This is a genomic window from Orientia tsutsugamushi (assembly GCF_900327275.1).
GTDB lineage: Bacteria > Pseudomonadota > Alphaproteobacteria > Rickettsiales > Rickettsiaceae > Orientia > Orientia tsutsugamushi.
In genome coordinates, this window is sequence record NZ_LS398548.1 from 11,533 (window position 1) to 32,617 (window position 21,085).

General features: G+C 30.5%; 18 protein-coding genes and 5 pseudogenes. 10 read left to right on the forward strand and 13 right to left on the reverse strand.

Annotated elements, in window-relative coordinates; genetic code table 11:
* Positions 1-175 precede the first annotated feature (175 nt).
* Complete coding sequence (locus tag DK405_RS00050; protein WP_231967900.1) at positions 176-1,672, forward strand: cryptochrome/photolyase family protein; 1,497 nt, start codon at positions 176-178, stop codon at positions 1,670-1,672.
* 20 nt (positions 1,673-1,692) lie between these two features.
* Here the strand turns inward: DK405_RS00050 and trxB are convergent, their stop codons facing one another.
* From trxB to DK405_RS00075, 5 genes are all read right to left on the reverse strand, one after another.
* Positions 1,693-2,649: a thioredoxin-disulfide reductase gene (gene trxB / locus DK405_RS00055; RefSeq protein ID WP_410522047.1), complete on the reverse strand. Its 957-nt coding sequence runs from the start codon at positions 2,647-2,649 to the stop codon at positions 1,693-1,695.
* A 135-nt stretch (positions 2,650-2,784) separates the two neighbouring features.
* Entirely contained in the window at positions 2,785-3,708 is a 924-nt protein-coding gene (locus DK405_RS00060) for an AEC family transporter (protein ID WP_012462009.1), read from the reverse strand.
* Between the two features lie 176 nt (positions 3,709-3,884).
* Positions 3,885-5,246, reverse strand: coding sequence for a Tol-Pal system beta propeller repeat protein TolB (gene tolB, locus DK405_RS00065; protein WP_045912177.1), 1,362 nt, complete (start codon positions 5,244-5,246; stop codon positions 3,885-3,887).
* Between the two features lie 315 nt (positions 5,247-5,561).
* On the reverse strand, positions 5,562-6,989 hold the full coding sequence (gene lpdA, locus DK405_RS00070) for a dihydrolipoyl dehydrogenase (RefSeq protein WP_045912178.1): 1,428 nt from the start codon (positions 6,987-6,989) through the stop codon (positions 5,562-5,564).
* A gap of 91 nt (positions 6,990-7,080) precedes the next feature.
* Entirely contained in the window at positions 7,081-7,884 is an 804-nt protein-coding gene (locus tag DK405_RS00075) for a methyltransferase domain-containing protein (RefSeq protein ID WP_045912179.1), read from the reverse strand.
* A gap of 174 nt (positions 7,885-8,058) precedes the next feature.
* Between DK405_RS00075 and tsa22 the strand changes: the two genes are divergently transcribed.
* Positions 8,059-8,667: a major outer membrane protein TSA22 gene (gene tsa22 / locus DK405_RS00080; protein ID WP_045912180.1), complete on the forward strand. Its 609-nt coding sequence runs from the start codon at positions 8,059-8,061 to the stop codon at positions 8,665-8,667.
* Positions 8,668-8,934: 267 nt separating this feature from the next.
* Here tsa22 and DK405_RS15280 read toward each other — a convergent pair whose 3' ends face one another.
* Together DK405_RS15280 and DK405_RS15285 are read right to left on the reverse strand one after the other, a co-directional pair.
* On the reverse strand, positions 8,935-9,405 hold the full coding sequence (locus DK405_RS15280; protein ID WP_280638061.1) for a hypothetical protein: 471 nt from the start codon (positions 9,403-9,405) through the stop codon (positions 8,935-8,937).
* Between the two features lie 78 nt (positions 9,406-9,483).
* Positions 9,484-9,960 carry a MobA/MobL family protein gene (locus tag DK405_RS15285; protein WP_280638062.1) on the reverse strand — a complete coding sequence of 159 codons (477 nt, stop codon included), beginning with the start codon at positions 9,958-9,960 and terminating at the stop codon, positions 9,484-9,486.
* Between the two features lie 680 nt (positions 9,961-10,640).
* Here DK405_RS15285 and DK405_RS00090 point away from each other — a divergent pair.
* Positions 10,641-11,291: a reverse transcriptase N-terminal domain-containing protein gene (locus DK405_RS00090; RefSeq protein WP_109510519.1), complete on the forward strand. Its 651-nt coding sequence runs from the start codon at positions 10,641-10,643 to the stop codon at positions 11,289-11,291.
* A 238-nt stretch (positions 11,292-11,529) separates the two neighbouring features.
* On the opposite strand, the gene DK405_RS00100 is transcribed toward DK405_RS00090, so the two are convergent.
* Both DK405_RS00100 and DK405_RS00105 read right to left on the reverse strand, forming a co-directional pair.
* The gene (locus DK405_RS00100) at positions 11,530-12,231 is read right to left on the reverse strand and encodes a sensor histidine kinase (RefSeq protein ID WP_109510520.1); all 702 of its coding nucleotides are present in this window, start codon (positions 12,229-12,231) and stop codon (positions 11,530-11,532) included.
* Positions 12,232-12,295: 64 nt separating this feature from the next.
* On the reverse strand, positions 12,296-12,574 hold the full coding sequence (locus tag DK405_RS00105; protein ID WP_045915527.1) for a hypothetical protein: 279 nt from the start codon (positions 12,572-12,574) through the stop codon (positions 12,296-12,298).
* 366 nt (positions 12,575-12,940) lie between these two features.
* Here DK405_RS00105 and DK405_RS00110 point away from each other — a divergent pair.
* Positions 12,941-13,249 (forward strand): annotated as a pseudogene (locus DK405_RS00110) (DNA adenine methylase); the annotation flags it as partial.
* Here DK405_RS00110 and DK405_RS12665 read toward each other — a convergent pair.
* On the reverse strand, positions 13,242-13,412 hold the full coding sequence (locus tag DK405_RS12665; RefSeq protein WP_162562989.1) for a hypothetical protein: 171 nt from the start codon (positions 13,410-13,412) through the stop codon (positions 13,242-13,244). The pseudogene DK405_RS00110 and the gene DK405_RS12665 overlap by 8 nt on opposite strands.
* A gap of 12 nt (positions 13,413-13,424) precedes the next feature.
* On the opposite strand from DK405_RS12665, the pseudogene DK405_RS00115 reads away from it, so the two are divergent.
* Positions 13,425-13,903: pseudogene (locus DK405_RS00115) on the forward strand (transposase family protein); the annotation flags it as partial.
* An 84-nt stretch (positions 13,904-13,987) separates the two neighbouring features.
* Positions 13,988-14,119 (forward strand): annotated as a pseudogene (locus tag DK405_RS00120) (conjugal transfer protein TraD); the annotation flags it as partial.
* Between the two features lie 67 nt (positions 14,120-14,186).
* On the opposite strand, the gene DK405_RS00125 reads toward DK405_RS00120, so the two are convergent.
* The 3 genes and pseudogenes from DK405_RS00125 to DK405_RS00135 form a co-directional block, all read right to left on the reverse strand.
* Positions 14,187-15,101, reverse strand: coding sequence for an Rpn family recombination-promoting nuclease/putative transposase (locus DK405_RS00125; protein WP_064612783.1), 915 nt, complete (start codon positions 15,099-15,101; stop codon positions 14,187-14,189).
* 121 nt (positions 15,102-15,222) lie between these two features.
* A pseudogene (locus tag DK405_RS00130) lies at positions 15,223-15,727 on the reverse strand (HD domain-containing protein).
* Between the two features lie 236 nt (positions 15,728-15,963).
* Positions 15,964-16,290 (reverse strand): annotated as a pseudogene (locus DK405_RS00135) (DnaB-like helicase C-terminal domain-containing protein); the annotation flags it as partial.
* A gap of 355 nt (positions 16,291-16,645) precedes the next feature.
* On the opposite strand from DK405_RS00135, the gene DK405_RS00140 reads away from it, so the two are divergent.
* From DK405_RS00140 to DK405_RS00155, 4 genes are all read left to right on the forward strand, one after another.
* Positions 16,646-18,217 (forward strand): DnaA N-terminal domain-containing protein, encoded by a 1,572-nt coding sequence (locus DK405_RS00140; protein ID WP_064612781.1) that lies wholly within the window; start codon positions 16,646-16,648, stop codon positions 18,215-18,217.
* Between the two features lie 8 nt (positions 18,218-18,225).
* Complete coding sequence (locus DK405_RS00145; protein WP_064612780.1) at positions 18,226-19,662, forward strand: replicative DNA helicase; 1,437 nt, start codon at positions 18,226-18,228, stop codon at positions 19,660-19,662.
* A gap of 239 nt (positions 19,663-19,901) precedes the next feature.
* Positions 19,902-20,531 (forward strand): ankyrin repeat domain-containing protein, encoded by a 630-nt coding sequence (locus tag DK405_RS00150; RefSeq protein ID WP_109510521.1) that lies wholly within the window; start codon positions 19,902-19,904, stop codon positions 20,529-20,531.
* Positions 20,532-20,577: 46 nt separating this feature from the next.
* Positions 20,578-21,084, forward strand: coding sequence for a hypothetical protein (locus tag DK405_RS00155; protein ID WP_064613174.1), 507 nt, complete (start codon positions 20,578-20,580; stop codon positions 21,082-21,084).
* Position 21,085 lies beyond the last annotated feature (1 nt).

Consider the following 21,085-nt stretch of genomic DNA (forward strand, 5'->3'; position numbering starts at 1 on the left):
TCAGTGAGTTTAACTATATCTATTATGCTAAATTTATATTAAAATAGATTAAATTATATTTGATATATTAAATCTTCATATATTTTGTTACTTACAATGGCTTTGTAAGCAGAGAGGTGGTAATAAGCAATAAGTAGTATAGTAATGCAATAATGCTATATCATTAAAAGGTGATATAGTATGGCTACGTCGTAACTTAAGGCTAGAAGATAATAAGCCTTTTGCAGAAGCATTAAAATCTTCAAAGAAAATCATACCTATTTTTATTTTTGATACTACTATTCTCCAAAATTTTTCTAACCCTTTAGATCGTCGACTATCTTTTTTAGCAAATGCTATTTACAACCTAAATAGCGAGTTACAAGAATTAGAAGGTAATCTGTTGGTATTATATGGTAATTCAGTGGAAATCATTCCTAAGCTTATAGAGAAATTGAATATTCAAACAATTTATGCTGATGAGGAGTATGATCCAGAGAATGTTATCCGTGATCAAAAAATAAGCAATCTTTTAGAGTTTAACGGAAAATCTAAATTGGAACTAGTTTGCGATCATTTATTGCTAAAGCCTGGTTCTATTGTAACACACAAAAAGCAGTATTATATGAGATATAATCCATATAATACTGCTTTTAAACAATATTTAAGGAAGAATTGTTCATGTATAGAAAGATCTAATTATAGATTAGATCATAGATTAGTATCATTGGAGAGCATAGATTTATCTAGTTTAAATTTAAAAATTATTAACCTTAACCATGGTGCAAGTGAAATATTAAATCAAATTGGTTATACTTACCAAAAAGATAACATTTGGCAGCCAATAAAGGCAAAAAATATCTTGAATAATTTTATTCAGAACAACATAACTAGTTATAGAACTAATAATACTAACCAAAACCTTTTATATCTTAACAGCAGTAGTACTATTTCACCTTATTTAAGATTTGGATTAGTCTCAATAAGGGAATGTTTTTCTAAGGCTATAGCAGCTGATAGCAAGGCTTTAATCACAGATGAAGCTATAGGTAAAACTGAGAAAGAAAAAGGCTGGATCGATGGATTAATTCACAGAGAATTCTATGCAAGTCTTCTTTTTAGATTTCCAAATACTGTAAGTGAAGAATTTCAAGACAAATACCGTAATAATATACCTTGGGAGAAGGATTTAGAAATTTATTGTAAATTTACTGAAGGCAAAACTGGTTATCCAATGATAGACGCATCAATTAAGCAATTATTAAGAGATGGTTGGATGCATAATCTTGCACGTACTATTGTTGCAAATTTCTTCACTAAGTATTTACTGCTTGATTGGCGTTTGGGAGAGCATTTTTTTTCACAATATTTAATGGATTATGAACTTGCTTCAAATGTGGGTAGTTGGCAATGGGCTGCATCATGTGGTACCGATATGGAACATTTTGTCCGTATGTTTTGTCCTTTTGCTCAAGGAAGAAAATTTGATCACGAAGCAAAGTATATAAAAAAATACTTACCTAACCTTGAAAATGTTTCTGCTAAGGTTATTCATGACGTGCATTTTTCAAAAAAATATCCTAATTACCTAACTCCAATAATAGATTATCAATTATCAAAAGATAAATCTAGTAACTTTTTTAAACAGATAAAAAAGTTAAAGAACCAGCATCAAACTTTACTTAGCAAGTAAATCACAATTATATAAAGTTATTATTCTATTTTTTTTAGAAAATCTTGAACATCTAAAGCTGCCATACAGCCGCTAGATGCTGCTGTTACTGCTTGTCTATATTTATTATCTTGAACATCACCAGCAGCAAATATTCCTTCTATACTAGTTTGAGTAGAGTTAGGTTTTGTAATAATGTACCCATAAGAATCCATATCAAGTTGATTGGTAAATAGTGACGTATTAGGTGCATGGCCGATAGCTATAAATACCCCATCAACTTCTAAAGTACTAATAGTATTATTCTTAGAGTTTTTAATTCTTACTCCAGTTACAGTTTTAGCACCATTATCATTGCCTAATATTTCTTCAATTGTACTATTCCAAATGATAGTAATTTTGCCTTCTTGTTTTTTCTTAAAAAGTCTTTTTTGTAATATTGCTTCAGCTTTTAGACCTTTTTTTTCATCTCCTCTATATATTAGAGTAACTTGACTAGTAAGATTAGTCAAATGCAATGCTTCTTCAACTGCAGTATTGCCACCTCCTATAACAACCACTCTTTTGTTACGAAAAAAAAAGCCATCACAGGTTGCACAACTAGATACTCCATATCCTCTAAATGTAGTTTCTGATGGTATATTTAGCCATTTTGCTTGAGCACCAGTGCATATCACTACACTGTTAGCATAATATAATGCTTTGTTCCCTGTAGCCTCAAATGGATAAGTTTTAAAGTTAACTGCTTTAATATGATCATCTATAACTTCTACTTCAAATTTTTTAACTTGATTATGCATTTGATCCATTATCCATGGTCCAGAAACAGTATTTGTAAATCCAGGGTAGTTCTCTACCTCAAGAGTTGTCATTAACTGTCCTCCAGGTTGATTGCCATGTAGTAATACTGGATTAGAATGAGATCTAGCTAAATAGAGAGCTGCAGTGCTTCCTGCTACTCCTGAACCCATAATTAAAACATTAACTTTGCGTGAAATTATCATGTTATTAATTCTTTTATCAATTTTATATGTACTATTTTTCTTAGCAAATATTAAAATACCATAAATTTTTATGATATTAAGTCATGCTATTCAAAAAATAAAAAGGAAAAGTTATATGTAAAATTTATATCATAGTTGTAGAGTTAGGGCAATCATTAATGGTATATAAAATAATGCAAAAATACATGACAATAACACTGTTGCTGCTGATCTTTCAGGATGAAATTTGATGATTGATGAAATTACTATAATATTAGCAGCCATTGGAGCTAAAGATAGAAGCTTTAGTGCATTATAGTGTGAAGTAGTGTATATAGCAAATGTAATTTTGTCTAAGATAATGAAGATGTTAATAGCTAAAGGGTAAAAAATAAACTTTGATATAAAAGCTGCTAATGTAAATCTTGAGTCTACTGTAAATTTAACTAAGTTTGATACACTTAACCCTATTATTATCATACCTAATACTGAGTAGACTTTTATCATATCTGCAATAAAGCTATCTAAAAACTTAGGCAAGGTTAAACCAGCTAAACTGAATATACATCCAAGAATAAATGCATTCAGATTTGGAAATTTTAATACTTGAATTATGCTTTCTCGAGTATTTTTTAAGCTTTTTACACAAATATAGAAACCTATTGATGACTCGTAGATGCTTACCCCAATAGTAGCCATCATATATAAACTTAATGTGTATTCATCAAATAGCTTAGCAGCTATTGGCAACATAAAGTAACCAGTGTTTGCTGTTCCTGCAGCCATCGCTAAAATATTCTGAGTAGCATCCTGCCAGTACCTTTTAAAAACTAAGCGTGAGAGATAACATAATGCACTTGCAATAACAAAAGTTACTATAGCAATACTTATCTCATGTAAGTCTAACTTTGTATGTGCTGGTATTGAAAAAAATACAATAGGTGCAATGAAGTAGAATAATAATCCAGCTATGCTATCACGATCTACTTTTGACCATTTGCCAGCTAGAAATCCAATAATTACATTAAGTAGAATAGCAATAATTTTAAAGAATACAAAATTAAAAATAGCCATTTAACTACTAGGTTTAAATTAAGTTCTAAATATATAAAATTTTAGTTTATATATTTAATCATTTACATGGACTATACTGCAATAAAACTAAATAATTATGTGATATCAATCAGTAAAATAATTTACATATACTTGCTTCTATGCACTACTAATTTTAATTTTACAATACAGATATATTACTCATATTCATTTGACCAGTTAGGATCTGAAGCATTTTCAGGGGTTTGAATTTCACGCTCATTGTATCCTGTACAGTCTACAGAATATAATTTTACTTTAGTAGAAGTTGATTTAGTAGCTTTGTAAGCACGTGAAAAAATGATAGTTTTACCATCTGGAGCCCATGATGGTCCTTCTACTAAGTGCTCTGTAGCAATTATTCGTTTATTACTACCATCCGGTTTTATTACCCCGATGCTAAATTCTCCTGCTTCAATTTTAGTAAAGGCTATGTAATTATTTGTTGGTGACCAGGCTGGAGTTGTATATGCTCCAGGTTGAGAAGTTAAGCGTTTGATATTACCACCTTGATCATTCATAATATATATTTGTGTTGATCCACTACGATCTGATACGAAAGCAATTTTACTACCATCAGGAGAATAGCTAGGCGAAGTATTTATTGACTGCCCCTTAGTTAGTTGCTTAACTTTTCTAGTAAGTAAATTAATTTCATATATATGCGTAACATTTTTAGTTGATGAATTAGATACTAGGATTTTATTACCATCAGGAGAAAATCTAGGCGAAAACGTAATACCATTAAAACTAGCTAATATTTTATTGTTTCCAGAATTAAGATCATGTATACGTACTGTTGGTATTTTATTGTGATAAGATACATAAAGTATTTGATTATTATTAGGTGAAAAAACAGGAGTAATAACGTGATTTTTACCATTAGTTATATAGTTATGATTAGCTCCATCTTGATCCATTATAGCTATTCTCCTAATTTTTCTGTTAGAAGAATTGCTTTCAGAGACATATACTATTTTTGTATTAAAATTTCCCTTGCTTCCAGTAACATGTTTATATATTTGATCCGCTATTTTATGAGCTGTACTTCTCCATAGTTGCGAAGGGAATGTGAAAGATTTTCTAGTAATTTCTTTAGCTGAGAAAACATCCCATACAACAAAAGTAACTTTAAAATCTGTAGAATCTATTTTTGTTATTTCTCCATTAATTAGAATATTAGCATTAATTTGACTCCAAGCAGTAAATAATGGTATATGAGCAACGCCTTGTTCAGTTTCTATAAATAAATCACTGGATATAGGAGCAAAAATTTTAGATATATTAAGATCATTACTAATAATCGATACAATATTTTGAGATAAGTCATGCTCTTCATTTGACTTGGCAGCAAAAAAGTTAATTGCTATTGGAATTTGTGTACAGTTACCTTTAGTAATTTTAATTGGAGCTAATGTAGTAGTATTAGCAAAAATAGATAAAGTGTTAAATAAGATAATAATAATTGCTAATATAATTTTTAGGACTTTAGTCATAGAGACGGATAAATTATTGATCATTCTACTATACTAAATTTATACAATTTTACAATAAGCTTAATAATTTAACATAGCCATAATATACTCAAAATTAACCTTGTAAATACAAGACTTTTAGCTTAAGAATACCACGGCATGTTTTTGAGTTATTCAAGAAAAGCTAGTTACTTATCTCTTTTCATGGTATTGAGCTAATGATTATTTGTATACTAGCTTCCTTTTAGGCGCTTGTTATAACTTCACATATTTGCAACATGCAAGGTTTAGTGATATGTACTTTATGGCTTTAACTTCTTAAATCATAACTCTAATTATTTTTAGTATTTTGCAGAAAGTTTAATAATTAATGCTTCTCTTAGCTACTGCTAACGCAGCTTCTTTCAATACTTCGCTAAGAGTAGGATGAGCATGGCAAGTACGAGCTATGTCTTCTGCAGCAGCATGAAATTCCATCGCTACAGCAGCTTCAGCAATTAAAGTACCAGCTTCAGGGCCAATAATATGAACTCCTAATATTAAATCAGTCTTAGCATGAGCTAAAATTTTAACCATTCCAGTAACATCATTATATATAACTTTAGCTCTACTATTAGCTAAAAATGGAAATTTTCCAACAACATATTGAATACCAAGCTCTTTAAGCTGTTCCTCAGTATATCCTACAGATGCAACTTCTGGGAAAGTATAAATAACACTTGGCATAACATTACAATTAACATGCCCAGCCTGGCCAGTCATATTTTCTACTGCTGCTATAGCTTCTTCTTCAGCTTTATGCGCTAACATTGGCCCTTTAATGACATCGCCAATTGCATAAATATTCTTTATATTAGTTGTAAATTTTTCATCTACTTCAATAGTACCGTACTGTTTGTCAAGCTTTATACCAATATTTTCTAAACCTAAATCCCTAAAGTATGGCTTTCTACCGACTGAGATTAATACTACATCAACATTAATCTTTTCTTCTTGCATATTATCACCATTAACTGATTGTAGTATAACATCAACCGTTTGATTTTTCACTGCGGCTGATATAATTTTAGTATTAAATTTAAATTTCATGCCCTGTTTTGATAGTGCTTGTTGTGTTAATTTTCCAAGTTCATTGTCCATTGCTGAAGCTATTCTATCACTACGCTCAACTACCGTTACATCTGCTCCTAGCCTGCGCCATACTGAACCTAGCTCTAAGCCAATATATCCTCCACCAATTACTAACATTTTTTTAGGAACAGATTTAATACTAAGAGCTCCAGTAGAAGAAACTATATATTCTTCATCAATTTCAATACCTGGCAAAGTAGTAATTTCTGATCCGGTTGCAATCAATATATTTTTAGCATGAATATTAGTAATGCTAGTATTAGATCCAGAGCTATTTTGAACTGAAATTTCATGACTGTTAATAATTTTTCCAGTACCAATAAAATGACTAACTTTATTCTTTTTAAACAATCCACTAATGCCATTTCCTAACTCTTGTACTCTTTTGTTTTTACTATTCAACATATTAGCTAGATTTAATTTTGTTGCACCTACATTGATGCCTAAATCATCAAAACCTGCTTTAATATCTTCATATTTTTTAGACGCATGAAGCAGAAATTTAGAAGGAATACATCCTACATTCAAGCAAGTTCCTCCTAAAATATCTCTATTATCAATACATGCAACCTTCATACCTAATTGAGCTCCTCTAATTGCTCCTGTGTATCCTCCTGGTCCTCCGCCAATCACTACTAAATCAAAACTTTCTGGCATTTTTTCCTCTTTTATTTAATAAAAACAAATCAATATCAACAGTACCTTAAATTACTGATAGTAATATAAAAAGTCTAGTATAAATATAACATTAAAAATCCTTAATGCTTAATGATTCGGGATTCTTGAATGCAATAAACGCAATAATATCAAATTTTTCACTAATTGGAGACTGCTCATCCATTAAAAAATGCAATAATTTTTTATGCAGCCCTAACTGACGCTGATGAAATTTTGCTGCTTCGCCCATATTACCTAATTCCTTCATTAAATCTAAACAGCTTTTATACTCCACTTCTATTGTTTCAATATCAACAATTACAGTAAAACCAGCTAACTGAAATAACTTCACTATATCCTCAACTCTTATAAATGGAGAAATATGCGGAGTATGTGGTAGCTGCAAAATAGATTCTGCTTCTATCAACTTTTTTCTTAAAACACTAAGAGTATTTTCACCAAATAAGCATCCAATAAAAGCGCCGTTACCAGTTAAAACTTGTAACACTTGCTTTAAAAATATCGGAAAATCATTTAACCAGTGCATATTTAATAATGATGCAACCAAATCAAAACTCTCATTCAAAAACGGAATATTGGCATCATCAGCAATTACTTTCATTATATCATTATCATGAATTTGGTTTATAAGATTTTCTGCTATCTCTAAAGCGACAATATTACTTTTATTATATAGCTTCTTAAGCTTACTAGTTAAAATTCCATTTCTTGCTCCTAAATCCAAAATATTACTAAATTGTTGATTTATTTGACTAAGTCGACATACTATATCATCTACACAGAAGTTGAGTAAAAAACTGCAGCTATGTATTTCATTAGCAACTTTTATATTACGTTGCATCCTATATGCTTCACGATTAAAAATATAATTCATAGTCTGTTTTAATATTTAGCTAACTAAAGAAATATCCTGCAAGATAATACAGTATGTGTATAATCATGATATATGATAAATGATCAATATAACTGAAATAATATTAGTTATTGATAACTGCATAATATTTAAGTATATTTTTAAGTATTACTAATATTATAAGGAATTATCTTTATGAGTAAAGAAGCAACAGAACTCAAAGAAAGTATGGATCAAGCAATGAAGTCTGCATCGCAAAATTCAAGTATTTCAGCTGAACAAAGATCACAACTTGAAAAAGAAAAAAAGGAACTGCAAGGCCAAATTGGCGATATCACTGGGAAAGATGAACAAACCCAACAAACTACAATGAATAAATTAAAAGAATGGATGTTAAAGATCAAGGATTTTCTTATAAGTGATGATTTTTCAAAGCTAGTAGATAGCGCAGTAAAATTTGTACAAACTGCAGTTAAGGTTTCCACAGAAATGATGCAGGCCTTTACAGGCATGAAAGAGAAAGGAATAATGGGTGTAGCTGCAGGCATACAAACTGTTACTAGTGGATTTCAAAATATAACACAAGGGGTGAGCAATATGATTGAAGCTGGAGAAGCAGCAGTAAAACACTTTTCTTCTCCTAGAGATAAAATAAAAGAAGCTTTAGGAGCAGAAGGATTAGCTAAACTTCAAGCTGCTAGCGCTGGATTACAAAATAATGCTAGTATAGCATCATCTTCAGCTAGTGTATCAACTCCAACAGCAGCGCGCACACAACAGAAAGACAGTTCTATAGCAAGATAAAACAGTATTATAACGCTAGAATAGAATAATTTTAAGCGCGTGTTAGCGAAGAAAGAAAAAAACATAGATATAAGAAAAAATTAAGTTTAAAGTTAAAATAACTTGCAACTCAATTAATCTAGTAGATATGTTTTAATCTTTACGAAGATTAAATAAATTAAGTATAAAGGATACTTTTGCTTACCCCAAGCTATAGTAGAATAATACATATGCCTTAGAGCTTGTTTCTGTTCTTCACTAACATTTGCTAGACCTTCTATATCACTTTTAAGATTGTAAATTAAGATTGTAAATATCGTTGTAATAAACTCGATCATTGATTTTATTAGCTATTCTGATTATTCTCGTCTCCTCATTTCGAACCTTAGTTGTAGTAAAATATTTGCTACTTTCACCATCATCATGATATAATTCTAGTATTCTATTTGAATTAAGCACTTGCTGAACTAACAGTTCCCTTTCTGTTAGGCCTGGTATATCTTGAACAGCTTTTTCAACATCCTGCTTAGTAAAAATAGATTTGTAATGTGTTATAGAATTCGTTATTACATCAGCATCCTTAATAATTTTTAAATTAGCCTCTTTACGTAACTCATTTTCATTTGCTACTTCATTAATTAAACTCCTAATACGCCCAATATGCTCTCCAGGCACTTTGCTTATCTCGTCAACTCTATTTGGTAAGCCTAATTTAGCGAAATATGCATTAATTATTTCTTTTGCTATTTCATGAATCATCTTGGGATCTTTAATAATACGCCACTGACCTTTTACAGTTATAAATTTAGCCTCTAAGTCAACAGCTTTACTACCTAATTATTCACCATTCTCTTTAAATCTTCTTGTAGTAACCAATATATGCGCATGCCAGTTTTCTTCTGTCTGAGACTTATGAATATCTATCTGTACTCCAAGACCATTTTGCACCCATTCCATTGCATCAACTATTTGATGAGTTAGTTCTATTCTATGCTCTAAATTTAGCTCCTTATCATCTGGCAACGCTATTACGATATCCTTCAACAACTGGCTGTCTTTTCTTTTTGCGGTTCGTTCTACCTCATTCATTAATGTTTGAATATTCTTGAATTTTTGATTTACATAATCCGGTATCAGCACTGTATGATATACGTTATCTTTCTTACGAGAGAAGTTATACTTTATACCTGTCTGCTTATTTTTAACAATAGTTCTTGCATTATACGCTGCCTTACGACAACTATCACCTCCTTTACTTCTAGTTAAAAATTCAATCCTTGTAAACTGTATAGCCATCTCAATACCAATTCTCACCTGAGTTTTAAGTTAGCATGGTTTTTTTGATTTTGCTAGCACAAACTTCTTTTTTTTAACATTCAATCGGTTAATGAGTACTCATTTTTTAGCAGTAAACTTTCAAGTTTACGTATTGCGTAGTGCGACATGAGGTCGCTCAAACAGAGACTACAGATGTAGCAAGGTTGCATTTAAACCTTAGTTACCGCTATTGCAGTGCGAGATTGGCAACGGTCTTGTACTAAGCGCGATAGAAAGCCTAACTAAAGTACTAATCTGGATGGGAAATAGGGGTAAGGTAAAGTTAAAATTGGTTAAACGAAAGTGAATCTTCGTATGGAAATATCGTAAATGTGAAAGCAGATACTCAAGATAAAATCTGTTATAGGGATAAAGCTGAAAAGCTTAGCTGTAAGAAGGAATACGCAGCCTTTTTTTTTAAAAATGCCAGCTCCTCGGTATAAAGAAGATAGCCAACTTAACGTATCTCTGATGAGTGAAACATGGTAAGCCTATTATTAGGCAACTGATAGTAGGTAAGAGAGGTCTTAGAAAGCAAATGACACTAAGTCGAAAGACTACAGGAATCAATAACTGAGTGTATAGGCATTTATATGCTAATCAGAAATGATGCTAACTTAAGACTGGTGATTTACCCTAAATAGGTAAACAAGATTATGAATTAATTGGAAAAGTGAATGCAAAACGCAAATGTAACAATTGAGACTAAGGATAATTTCAAGAAAATCTATTGGCATTCAATAGATTGGAAAGAAATTATACAAAAGGTTAATAATCTTCGTAGACGTATTTATAGTGCATTCGCAAATGGTAATACGAAGTTAGTAGGTAACTTACAAAGATTGATGTTAAGATCAAGAGCAAATAGGTTACTTGCTATAAGACGTGTTACTCAAATCAACAAAGGACGAAAAAGTCCCGGAATTGATAAAATAGTTGTTAATACAGATAAAGAAAGGAGTCTGTTGATGGAAAAGTTAGCAGATAACAATCTATCATCTGTAAAACCGATTAAGCGTGTGTACATACCAAAAAGTAATGGCAAATCTAGACCTTTAGGCTTGCCAACTATTTTGGATAGGTGTAGACAGGCTGTTGTAAAATCAGCACTTGAACCATATTTGAAAGCTAAGTTTGAAGGTTGCAGCTATGGCTTTAGACCTGGACGTAGCGTTCACGATGCAATACAGAGAATATCTAGTATTGTTCGTCCTGGCACTACTAGGAATTGGATATTAGATGCTGACATCAAAGGTGCATTTGATAATAGACCTCTTTCGAAACTGGTTAAGGTAGTTCAAAATTATAAATGCCAGAGATCAAATTAAATCTAAGACTGAATCTTTATGAATAATTCTTTGTATTCCCTTACAAGCCTATATATCGCGTTCTTTATTATCTTGTAATCAATTGACTCTCTTTGAATTAGTTTAAATAAACCTATTACACTTAACCTTAGTCTTACAATTTGCTTTGGAATCTTTGAAAAGTCGCCTTTCACTAAATACTGAAGCAACAATTGTATATTTTTTATATATTTGTCGTTTTTCATAGTCGCATCCTAATTTAGGTATATAATTGAATTGGCACTTCAAACGAAGAAGATATGTAGTTACTTCCTTGATCTATTTTGAGATTTCCTTTCATTTGATGTGTAAGCTGTTTTATAAACACCAACCCTTGTCCTAGCTCTTGATGTTTTGTTAAATTCGAATTGCTTAATTCAGAATTCATCTTTTGCAATTTTTCTTTCTGAATGCTAGGGCCTGTGCTTTGTACTAAAAATTGTAATATTTTATCTTTTGAATCTGTTTTTCCATCTTTAGAAGGTAACAAATGAACACAAATATTAATCGTTGTACCTTTAGTACCATATATAATGGCACTTTCAGCTAACTGGCTTAGTACAGCTCTTATTCGTAAACTATCTCCAATAATACTGTCTTTTATATTAGCCTGAAAATTGCTTTTTAGATCTATTCTATCATCTTCAACAATTGCTTTTAGTCTAGCGACAGTATCCTTTACAAACGTTTGTAGGCTAAAATTTTCTAGTTCTACATTCTTTGATTCTATGTTTTTTCTAAATACACAAATTTTATCATTTAGATGATTTATTAGTTCATCAAGTGAGCCTAACGTATCTGTTATTTTTGCTATTGCATCTTGCTTATATCCTACTAGTTCTACTATATTCCGCTTTGTTTTATTGCAGTTATTTACTATATGCCTAATATATTGAATCAAATATATATTGTTATTTTCCATATTATTCTCCTATGGTTAAGTTTATTAACTTTGTTTTTTTAGAAATTTAAAATAGCAAGCTTAGCTAACTGTTAGCTAAGCTGATTGGTATATGACATATGGCTTCCCTTAATGTTGATTTTTTATTTTCTATTATTTCGGACTGAAGTGTTCTAACATCTTCTGACTCACTTTTGAGCTGTTTGAATACATCTATTATATTTAAGTTTAGTGTTTTAATTTGATGTGTAAGTTTTAAAAGCTCTTTATCACCAGCTGCTAGATGTCTTAGTAACAGTTTTGACTGTATATTTTTATTAAATATACTTTTATTTTTCTGTTGACCTTCGTTTCCAAGAGACATAGAATTCCCCTACTGTTTTTATGTAAAAAATGGTTTCTGAAGATTAAAGTAAAAAGTTCAACTCTTTATTCTATTTAATCTTCAGCTTAGTATTATCAAAGTTCTGAAACCTAGATAATATAAGGTATAGAGTAGCATTATATTTTTTACCAGTCTATTAAAATCTTTTAATTTACAGGCTAAATTTTTGCATAATAATCTAATGTTGATGCGAAATTATCACATTCCTTGCTTATGGTTATAATAAATCTTATTCAAAAAGGATGCATAAAGAGCCTTGTAAGCGTTATTATTACTAGCACTACAAGCTGTTTTCTGGTATAATCTCAATAGAGATTCAACTAACATAAATTAATTAAACTTCATGTGTCAGTAGCTGTTGCTAATAAGTCTAAGCCTTTCCTTCATTGGATTGGTAGTAAACGAAGAATTGTTAATAAATTAATAGAACATCTTCCTCAAGGTCCACACTATAATTACTATGAACCATTTCTTGGTGGAGGTGCTTTATTTTTTCAAGTTAGGCATCTTTTTAAACAATGTTTTTTGTCTGACATCAATCTTGATTTAATTACTAGCTATAATGCTGTTAAAAATAATCCTAATGAGGTCAATAGATTACTGAGTTTATATCACAAACATCATTCGAAGGATTATTATTATAAAGTTAAAAACAAATAGGTACATTACGTAACTTAACATTGTCTTTAATTATTGTCCTATTTTCAACTTCAATAAAACCTGCGTCTCTTAATTCTACTAAGCATTGCCTAACTCTTCGTTGACAAACATTCAGCTTATCCTCATAAAGCTGATAACTCTCCTGTAATTCATCCATATCTTTGTTGTAGTAGTCTTGATTGATGCTACTGAGAGTTCTATAGAAAGGCCTAAAAAAAACAAAAATTCTATTATTCATGAAAGAAGAAAAGGCATACACTAAAAACTCAAATAGTGGTATACAAGAAAACGCACCAAGTAATATGTACAGATTTTTCTAACGGTAAAAAACATGACTTTAGATTATTTAAGGAATTCAAAATTCTTATTCATCCTAAAGTTAAAGCGATTACTGATACAGGATATCAAGGTATACAAAAAATTCACAATAATTCTGAATTACCAAAGAAAAAAAGCAAGAAAAATCCTTTAACTAAAAATGATAAAAAGAATAATCGTAGGTTGGCAGGAGAAAGAGTTGTCAATGAAAACGTTATTGGTATGCTAAAACGGTTCAAAATTATTGCTGACAAATATCGAAATAGACGTAAAAGATTCGGCCTTAGATTTAATTTGATCTCTGGCATTTATAATTTTGAACTACCTTAACTAGTTTTGAAAGATATCTATTATCTCTTGCAGACCTTTTTCATTATGCTTTTCATATTTTTCCTTATCCTAATCTGGCGTATTAAGCGCCACATTCGCCTTCATGGATTAAAATGGAATAGCTTTCGTCAAGAATGGTGCGGCCATGTTAAAGATATCGAATCTCTAAAGAATGGCCTTTTAAATGTTCGGTATAGTATAGAACTTGTAGTGTGATATAAAGCATCTAATAGAAGTAGCATACAACACATCAAAAGTAAGATTTTGTGTTGTATATTCATTATTATTTTACACTATTTTTTAAATTTAATACTTCTTGTATTGATAAATCCGTATATTCAGCAATTGTCTCAACTGATAATTCAGATTTCAATAATTTTATTGCCAAATCTTTTTTTGCTTCAGCTTTACCTTTAGCCTCACCGAGCTTTATTCCTTCAGCTTTACCTTCAGCTTTAGCGCGTTCGAGTTTATAATCTTCTACTGCTTTATTATCCCATATACGCTTTAACTCTTGTTCATAGGTTATTAGTTCGTCTTCACTCCAATTAAACTGATCTAATGCCTCATACGCTTTTTTTATTATTAAATCTTTACCTATTATTTTATTATATCCATCTAATGTTGTTTCTTTTGCATGTTTAAAAAAATAGCACCACTTCTCTGTTATATCACTTAACTCTTCCACTCTATCTTTTTTAAATTTTGGTAATTCTATAAAGGTAAATGAAAAGTCCTTTAGATCATGCTCATATGTCTTTTTATCCAATATTACATGCCTTGATATATAGTCTTCTTTATTTGGAAACAATTTATAATCTGCTATTGCTATAAATATAACTTCCTTTAGGTCTGAGTATTTTCCTTCTTTTCCTCTATTTGGTTGCCTGCCATATGCTTTTGCTGCATAATACTGTGCTCTTTTTTCAAATCCTTGTGTAGGATCTACTTGCATTTCTATTATATATTGTGTTCTGTTTTTATCTTTACACAAAACATCTACTATTGATTCTTTTTTGGACGCTATGTCTGCATCTAATATCGTTCCTAAAAACTCTACTTCTATTATTTTTCTATTCCCTTCAAACAACAATATATCGTTCAGAAAATGTATTAGTATGTCCTTGTTTTTTTCTGATCCAAATATCTTTTTAAATGCTACATCATTCTTTGGATCTAGAAATCTTGATAAATGCATATATTTTTCATATTTTCTATTCTTTTTAAATTATACAACAAAATAACTTACATGAACATTCTCTTATTGAATTTTAATTTATGCAATTCACTACATTAACCACCTATTAAACTTTAGTTTATTAGGTAGCATAAAGCTCACAGTATTTATTTAGCTCTATAGCAATTTCTGGTAATTTAAGATATTCAGCAAGAGGTATAAATTCTTGCTGCGTTTCTAGTATGATTTCTTGTCTTTTTTCATAAGGTTTTATTGATACAGTCTGAATATTATGGAATCGGTCAAAAAGCTTAATTAATAATAGTTCTGTTTTATTTCGGTTATATAATGTTTGAATCATTTCTCTAGAACTGATTTTTTTTATTATCCTTAATCCTGGTCTGGTGAGGTCTGAAACCTGTTCTGCAATTTTTTTTCCAAATACCTTAACAATCTTTTCTTTGGTTGGTGTTGTGTCTTCAAGAGTATCATGTAGTATTGCTGTAATAATCGTGTCTGTTTCAAAACTATACTCTACTACCATATAAGCTACTTCTAATGGATGCATATAATAAGGTTCTGGCGTTAAATCTTATGTTGGCTCTGAACAGCTTATTTATTGAGCTTTCTTTATAAAAATCTATCATTTTCTATCTCTAAATGGTTATTAATAAATTATACCATAATTCAAACTTTTTGTATACTCCAATCCCAGATAAAAACTGGAAAAGAAGCAAATTAAATTATAAATTTTTTGAATTCAGTTATCACGATGCCAAAAAAACCAATCTTGAGTTGCATATCTCTGGTGTTAATGAGTAAAATTTTGCTGTAATTTTTTTTTGACCAGCATTTTTTCATCTTATGCATAATCTAGCGTTTATTAACCTTGCTGAGAGTTTTTAACAATATTGCCAAATTTAGAATACCTAATATTATAGTGCAACTTCACTGTACCAACTGGCCCATTACGGTGTTTAGCAATAATTATTTCAGCAGTATTAAAGCATCTATCTTGCTTTTCTTGCCATTCCATGTGTTCTGGAGTACCTAGATCTGGTTCTGATCTAGACAAGTAATATTCGTCCTGATATATGAACATTACAATATCTGAGTCTTGTTCAATTGAGCCTGATTCTCGTAGATCTGAGAGAATAGGCTTTTTATCTGACCTTTGTTCTACAGCTCTAGACAATTGAGATTCAGCAACTTCCATATCACCCTTAAGTTTTATTGAAATTACTTATACTGAACTAATTCAAACGAAAACCCTTGAGCTTCAAAAGCACACTCTAGAATGGGTTTAAAATTTGATTTAATATAGCTATCTGCAAAGCTTGTTAGAGCCTTAATGAATATCTTTTTATTAATAAGATGTGCTATAGGTAAAATTGGTCTTCTAAGGCAGATAGTATAAGTATGAAGATTTATATAGGTTTGGCATAATGATTTTTGTCAACCTTTTGTCAACCTTTTGTCAACCTTTTGCATAAAAATTTGATGGTAATTTGTAAAAAAATTATTTTCTAAAACACCTACTATAGCTGTATTTTTGGAGATGAAAAATGCGACCTGTAGTATTCGATTTTTTAACTAATAGTTGTAATATTATTAAAAAAAATAGTAACAATAATGACACAATATTTTATAACTTTATTGGAAATATCATTCCACCAGAATGGAGAAAGCTAACTGGAGATAATGGAAAAGCATTAAGTAAAACATCTAAACAGCTTTTATCATTCATAGTATTTAGACTACATATCTATTACAACAAAGATATAGATGAATTACAGGAAAGTTATCAGCTTTATGAAGATAAGCTGAATGTTGGTCAAAGAAGAGTTAGGCAATGCTTAGTAGAATTAAGAGATGCAGGTTTTATTGAAATTGAAAATAGGACAATCATTAAAGACAATCTTAAGTTACGTAATGTCCCTTGCATAAAAATTCTGAAAAATTTTCAGCACTATAGCGAAAAAGGAAAAGAAGAAAATATAGCCTTACCAGAAAAAAAATTTCGTCCCAACCTGAAAGAAATTTCAGGTCAACCTGAAACTTTTTTCAGGGACATATATAGATATATAAAAAAATCTAAAATATCTAGATCTACTGAAGGTGAGTTAGTAGAGAATAAAAAAAATGAAAATGAAGAACAAAATTTTCAAAATGTTAATGTTGATGATTTTGAAAATGATATACGAACTTCAACTAAAAATTGTAATCAAGACATTGAATCACTAATAACAAAAATTCTCAAGTCTTCGAATGGTAAAAAAGAATGGTTCAAAAGGTACAGGCTAGAAGAGTTTTACCCACTAACACCAGAAGATGCAGTTGCACTGCAACACAAGTCTGATAGAGGTTTCAACATATACTTTATCAACAAATTGCTATTAAAGCTAGCAGATCAATATTCGAATTATCATTTTGGCTGTAAGGCATCAGTTCTAAACTATATGGCAAAAGCGTTAGCGAATGAATTACGAACTACTGATCAGGCAAATAGTGACAACTGTAGATTTGATAACGTAGAAAAATCTAATAAGGAAAAATATCTTACTCAAATTGAAACAAGCGCAAATCTTAGTAAGGAAAGTCAGTTGAAGCATAAAATTGCTGGTTCTTTTGAAGCAGCTATGGCTTATCAAATTTTGACTTCTTGTAGTTTTGGGCCAGCAGTTCGAACTAGGTTTTTTGTTAAGTTGCTTAAAAATATCACACTAACAGAATGTGATAGATCAAAGATATTACAAGCTGTACAAGATGTATATGGATACGAAATTCAAGAATTACAAGTTAAACCATTTGAGCAACTCAAAACTGTTTCACAGAAACAAATCAATGAAGAAGAGTATCTCTTGAATCTCAGTAAACAATTGGGCTCTAACTCAACTTGGTACAAAGTACGAGAATCTTTGATTAAAAGTTATGGTCAAACTATTGATAAAAAATACTTTAGCGAATTGAACATTATAAATGAAGATAATGTTAGTAAAAAAATATTCATCAAAGCAAAAACAGAATTTGAAAATAGTTACATCAGAGAGAACTATCTGAAAGATCTTGAGTCCTCTTTTAAAGCTCAGGGATTTTCTTTCGAGTTAGTTAAGTTTAGTAATTTTAATAAAATTTAAAGAGTGATATGGAAAAAGATCTTGCAAAGATTGCTCCAAATAATATTCAAGCAGAGCAAATGATACTTGGAGCAATTCTGATTAACAATCGTGCGCTATATAACATTAACGAATTTTTACTGCCAGAACATTTTTATGAACCATTACATGGCAAAATATACAAGTCAATTAATCTCATTATTAGTAAAGGAATTAGCGCTACTGTAATTTCGCTCAAAAATATGCTAGGCAATGAACTCACATTTGATGAAATAGGTGGAGTGGATTATCTAGCTAAACTTACAACTTTAGCATTAAGTATAGTTAATGTTAATGAGTACGGCAAAATAGTATATGACCTTGCGCTGCGGCGTTATTTAATTGAAATTGGAGAAAAAATAGTAACAAATGCATATTCTTCTACTTTAGCAGATTTAGCTATAACTCAGATCGAAACTGCTGAATCTCAATTATATGATCTAGGTGCAAGAGGAACTTTAAGTAAAGGATTTACAAAATTACAAACTTCAATTGAAGAATCATGGACATCAATTTCATCTGCTATTAAAAATAAAAACTCTATTAACGGTATTAGTAGTGGACTACTTGACCTTGATTCAAAGCTTGGAGGATTTAAAAATTCTGACCTAATAATATTAGCTGGCAGACCATCAATGGGTAAAACTGCTTTAGGAGTTAACTTAGCAATAAATGCTTGTAAATATTTTCTTACTAAAAAAAATACTAAAGATAATGTAGTGCCATCAGTTGGATTCTTTTCTTTAGAAATGTCATCTCAGCAAATCTCTACTCGAATTCTTTCTATAGAATCAGAAATTAATAGCTCTGCATTATTTAACGGTAAAATAGATGAACAAGATGTTGATAAGTTGAAGACTGTACAAAATGAAATACAAAAGTGGAATTTTTTTATAGATGATGCTCCAGCAATCTCGATATCTGCAATTAGATCTCGAGCTCGTAGACTTAAACGTACTCATAATTTAGCAATATTATTTATTGATTATTTACAGCTAATAAAAATTGATTCCAGAGGAAGTCAGTATAATCGAGTACAGGAGATTTCTGAAATTACTCAGAGCTTAAAAGCTCTTGCTAAAGAGCTCAATATTTCAATCATTGCGTTATCTCAATTGTCTAGAGCTGTAGAACAAAGGTCAGATAAAAAGCCTATTCTTTCAGATCTAAGAGAATCAGGCTCAATTGAACAGGACGCCGATATTGTAATGCTTATATATCGTGACGAATATTACTTGTCTAGATCAGAACCGAATCCAGGTACTCCAGAATATACAGAATGGGTTACAAAACAAAATAAATGTTATAACACTGCTGAAATAATTGTTGCTAAACACCGTAATGAGCCAGTTGGTACAGTGAAGTTGCACTATAATAGTAGGTATTCTAAATTTGGCAATATTGTTAAAAACTCTCAGCAATGTTAATAAACGCTAGATTATGCATAAGATGAAAAAATGCTGGTCCAAAAAAAAAATTACAGCAAAATTTTACTCATTAACACCAGAGATATGCAACTCAAGATTAGTTTTTTTTGGCATCGTGATAACTGAATTCAAAAAATTTATAATTTAATTTGCTTCTTTTCCAGTTTTTATCTGGGATTGGAGTATACAAAAAGTTTAAATTATGGTATAATTTATTAATAACCATTTAGAGGTGGCCAATGATAGATTTTTATAGTGAGAGCTTAATAAATAAGCTGTTCAGAAGCAAAGTACAGCAGCTTATTAATAAGGATAGTACACTTGTCAATTCAAAATATAAAGACGGTACTACAGCTTTATCTGTTGCTTTGAAATATAAGAATCTACCTATTGCCGAGATTTTACTAAGCAATGGAGCTAACATAAACGCACAAGATAATGATGGGCACACCGCTTTACATCTTGTTGTGGATACAATTCAAGTATATTATGAATTTTTCGAAAAATATCCTACCTATTACAATGATCATATAGCATTACTGCTACAATATAATGCTGATGTAAATATCGAGAATAATCAAGGTAATACACCTTTATCTGATGCTGTTGAATGCAAATGTGTAGAACCTTTAGCAATTATGCTAAAACATAATTCTACTGGTATTAATAAAAAATATGATGAAGGAGAAACGCTACTACATATTGCTGTTCGTAATAAAATCATAGATATTATACAGCTTTTGATTGATTATGGAGCAGATATTGATGCAAAAGATGATAACGGCATGACTACTATAGATTATGCTGCTAAAAGCGGTAATGCAGATATATTCAACTTTCTAACGGAACAATGGGTCCCATGGTATTAGGTTTCAACAGATAGCTAATATGTTAATATTAAAAAGAGAAGTTAATATGAATGTTTTGAAATTACTTTTACAACCGGGTTATGCTGTTATATTAGCATTCGTTGTATTATCTTCACCATCGATATGTACAGCGAATAATAATGTAAACTTCAATGCCTCTAAAGGTGGTATTGATACTTCACAACAATTCTATATAAAATTTTCAACTGGTATTGCTACTAGCTACGATACATTAGAAGCTGGAATTGGTTATAGATTAGATCGGCACAGAATGGATGTAAGATTAGGATTTATGTGTCATCACAACTGTAGAGATAACTTTATTCAAGGAAATTATTATTACAATATAATTGAAGGTAACAAAGCATCAATTTTTGTTACAGGTGGCCTAGTATCAGCTTTCAATAGTGATAGCGGTACTGGTATAGACTTGGGAGTTGGTACAACAATAAATTTATCAAGAGATACATATTTAGACATTGAATGTAGCACAATTGCTAACTATAGACCACTTCCTATTCATATACGTGTTGGATGGCGGGTTCACATTTAAT

Bases quoted from the DNA above. Each gene is read 5' to 3' on its own strand.
- DK405_RS00060 (WP_012462009.1), bottom strand. From the start codon at position 3,708: ATGGCTATTTTTAATTTTGTATTCTTTAAAATTATTGCTATTCTACTT.
- tolB (WP_045912177.1), bottom strand. From the start codon at position 5,246: ATGATCAATAATTTATCCGTCTCTATGACTAAAGTCCTAAAAATTATA.
- lpdA (WP_045912178.1), bottom strand. From the start codon at position 6,989: ATGCCAGAAAGTTTTGATTTAGTAGTGATTGGCGGAGGACCAGGAGGA.
- DK405_RS00075 (WP_045912179.1), bottom strand. From the start codon at position 7,884: ATGAATTATATTTTTAATCGTGAAGCATATAGGATGCAACGTAATATA.
- tsa22 (WP_045912180.1), top strand. From the start codon at position 8,059: ATGAGTAAAGAAGCAACAGAACTCAAAGAAAGTATGGATCAAGCAATG.
- DK405_RS15280 (WP_280638061.1), bottom strand. From the start codon at position 9,405: ATGATTCATGAAATAGCAAAAGAAATAATTAATGCATATTTCGCTAAA.
- DK405_RS00090 (WP_109510519.1), top strand. From the start codon at position 10,641: ATGCAAAACGCAAATGTAACAATTGAGACTAAGGATAATTTCAAGAAA.
- DK405_RS00100 (WP_109510520.1), bottom strand. From the start codon at position 12,231: ATGGAAAATAACAATATATATTTGATTCAATATATTAGGCATATAGTA.
- DK405_RS00105 (WP_045915527.1), bottom strand. From the start codon at position 12,574: ATGTCTCTTGGAAACGAAGGTCAACAGAAAAATAAAAGTATATTTAAT.
- DK405_RS12665 (WP_162562989.1), bottom strand. From the start codon at position 13,412: ATGGATGAATTACAGGAGAGTTATCAGCTTTATGAGGATAAGCTGAAT.
- DK405_RS00125 (WP_064612783.1), bottom strand. From the start codon at position 15,101: ATGCATTTATCAAGATTTCTAGATCCAAAGAATGATGTAGCATTTAAA.
- DK405_RS00140 (WP_064612781.1), top strand. From the start codon at position 16,646: ATGCGACCTGTAGTATTCGATTTTTTAACTAATAGTTGTAATATTATT.
- DK405_RS00145 (WP_064612780.1), top strand. From the start codon at position 18,226: ATGGAAAAAGATCTTGCAAAGATTGCTCCAAATAATATTCAAGCAGAG.
- DK405_RS00150 (WP_109510521.1), top strand. From the start codon at position 19,902: ATGATAGATTTTTATAGTGAGAGCTTAATAAATAAGCTGTTCAGAAGC.
- DK405_RS00155 (WP_064613174.1), top strand. From the start codon at position 20,578: ATGAATGTTTTGAAATTACTTTTACAACCGGGTTATGCTGTTATATTA.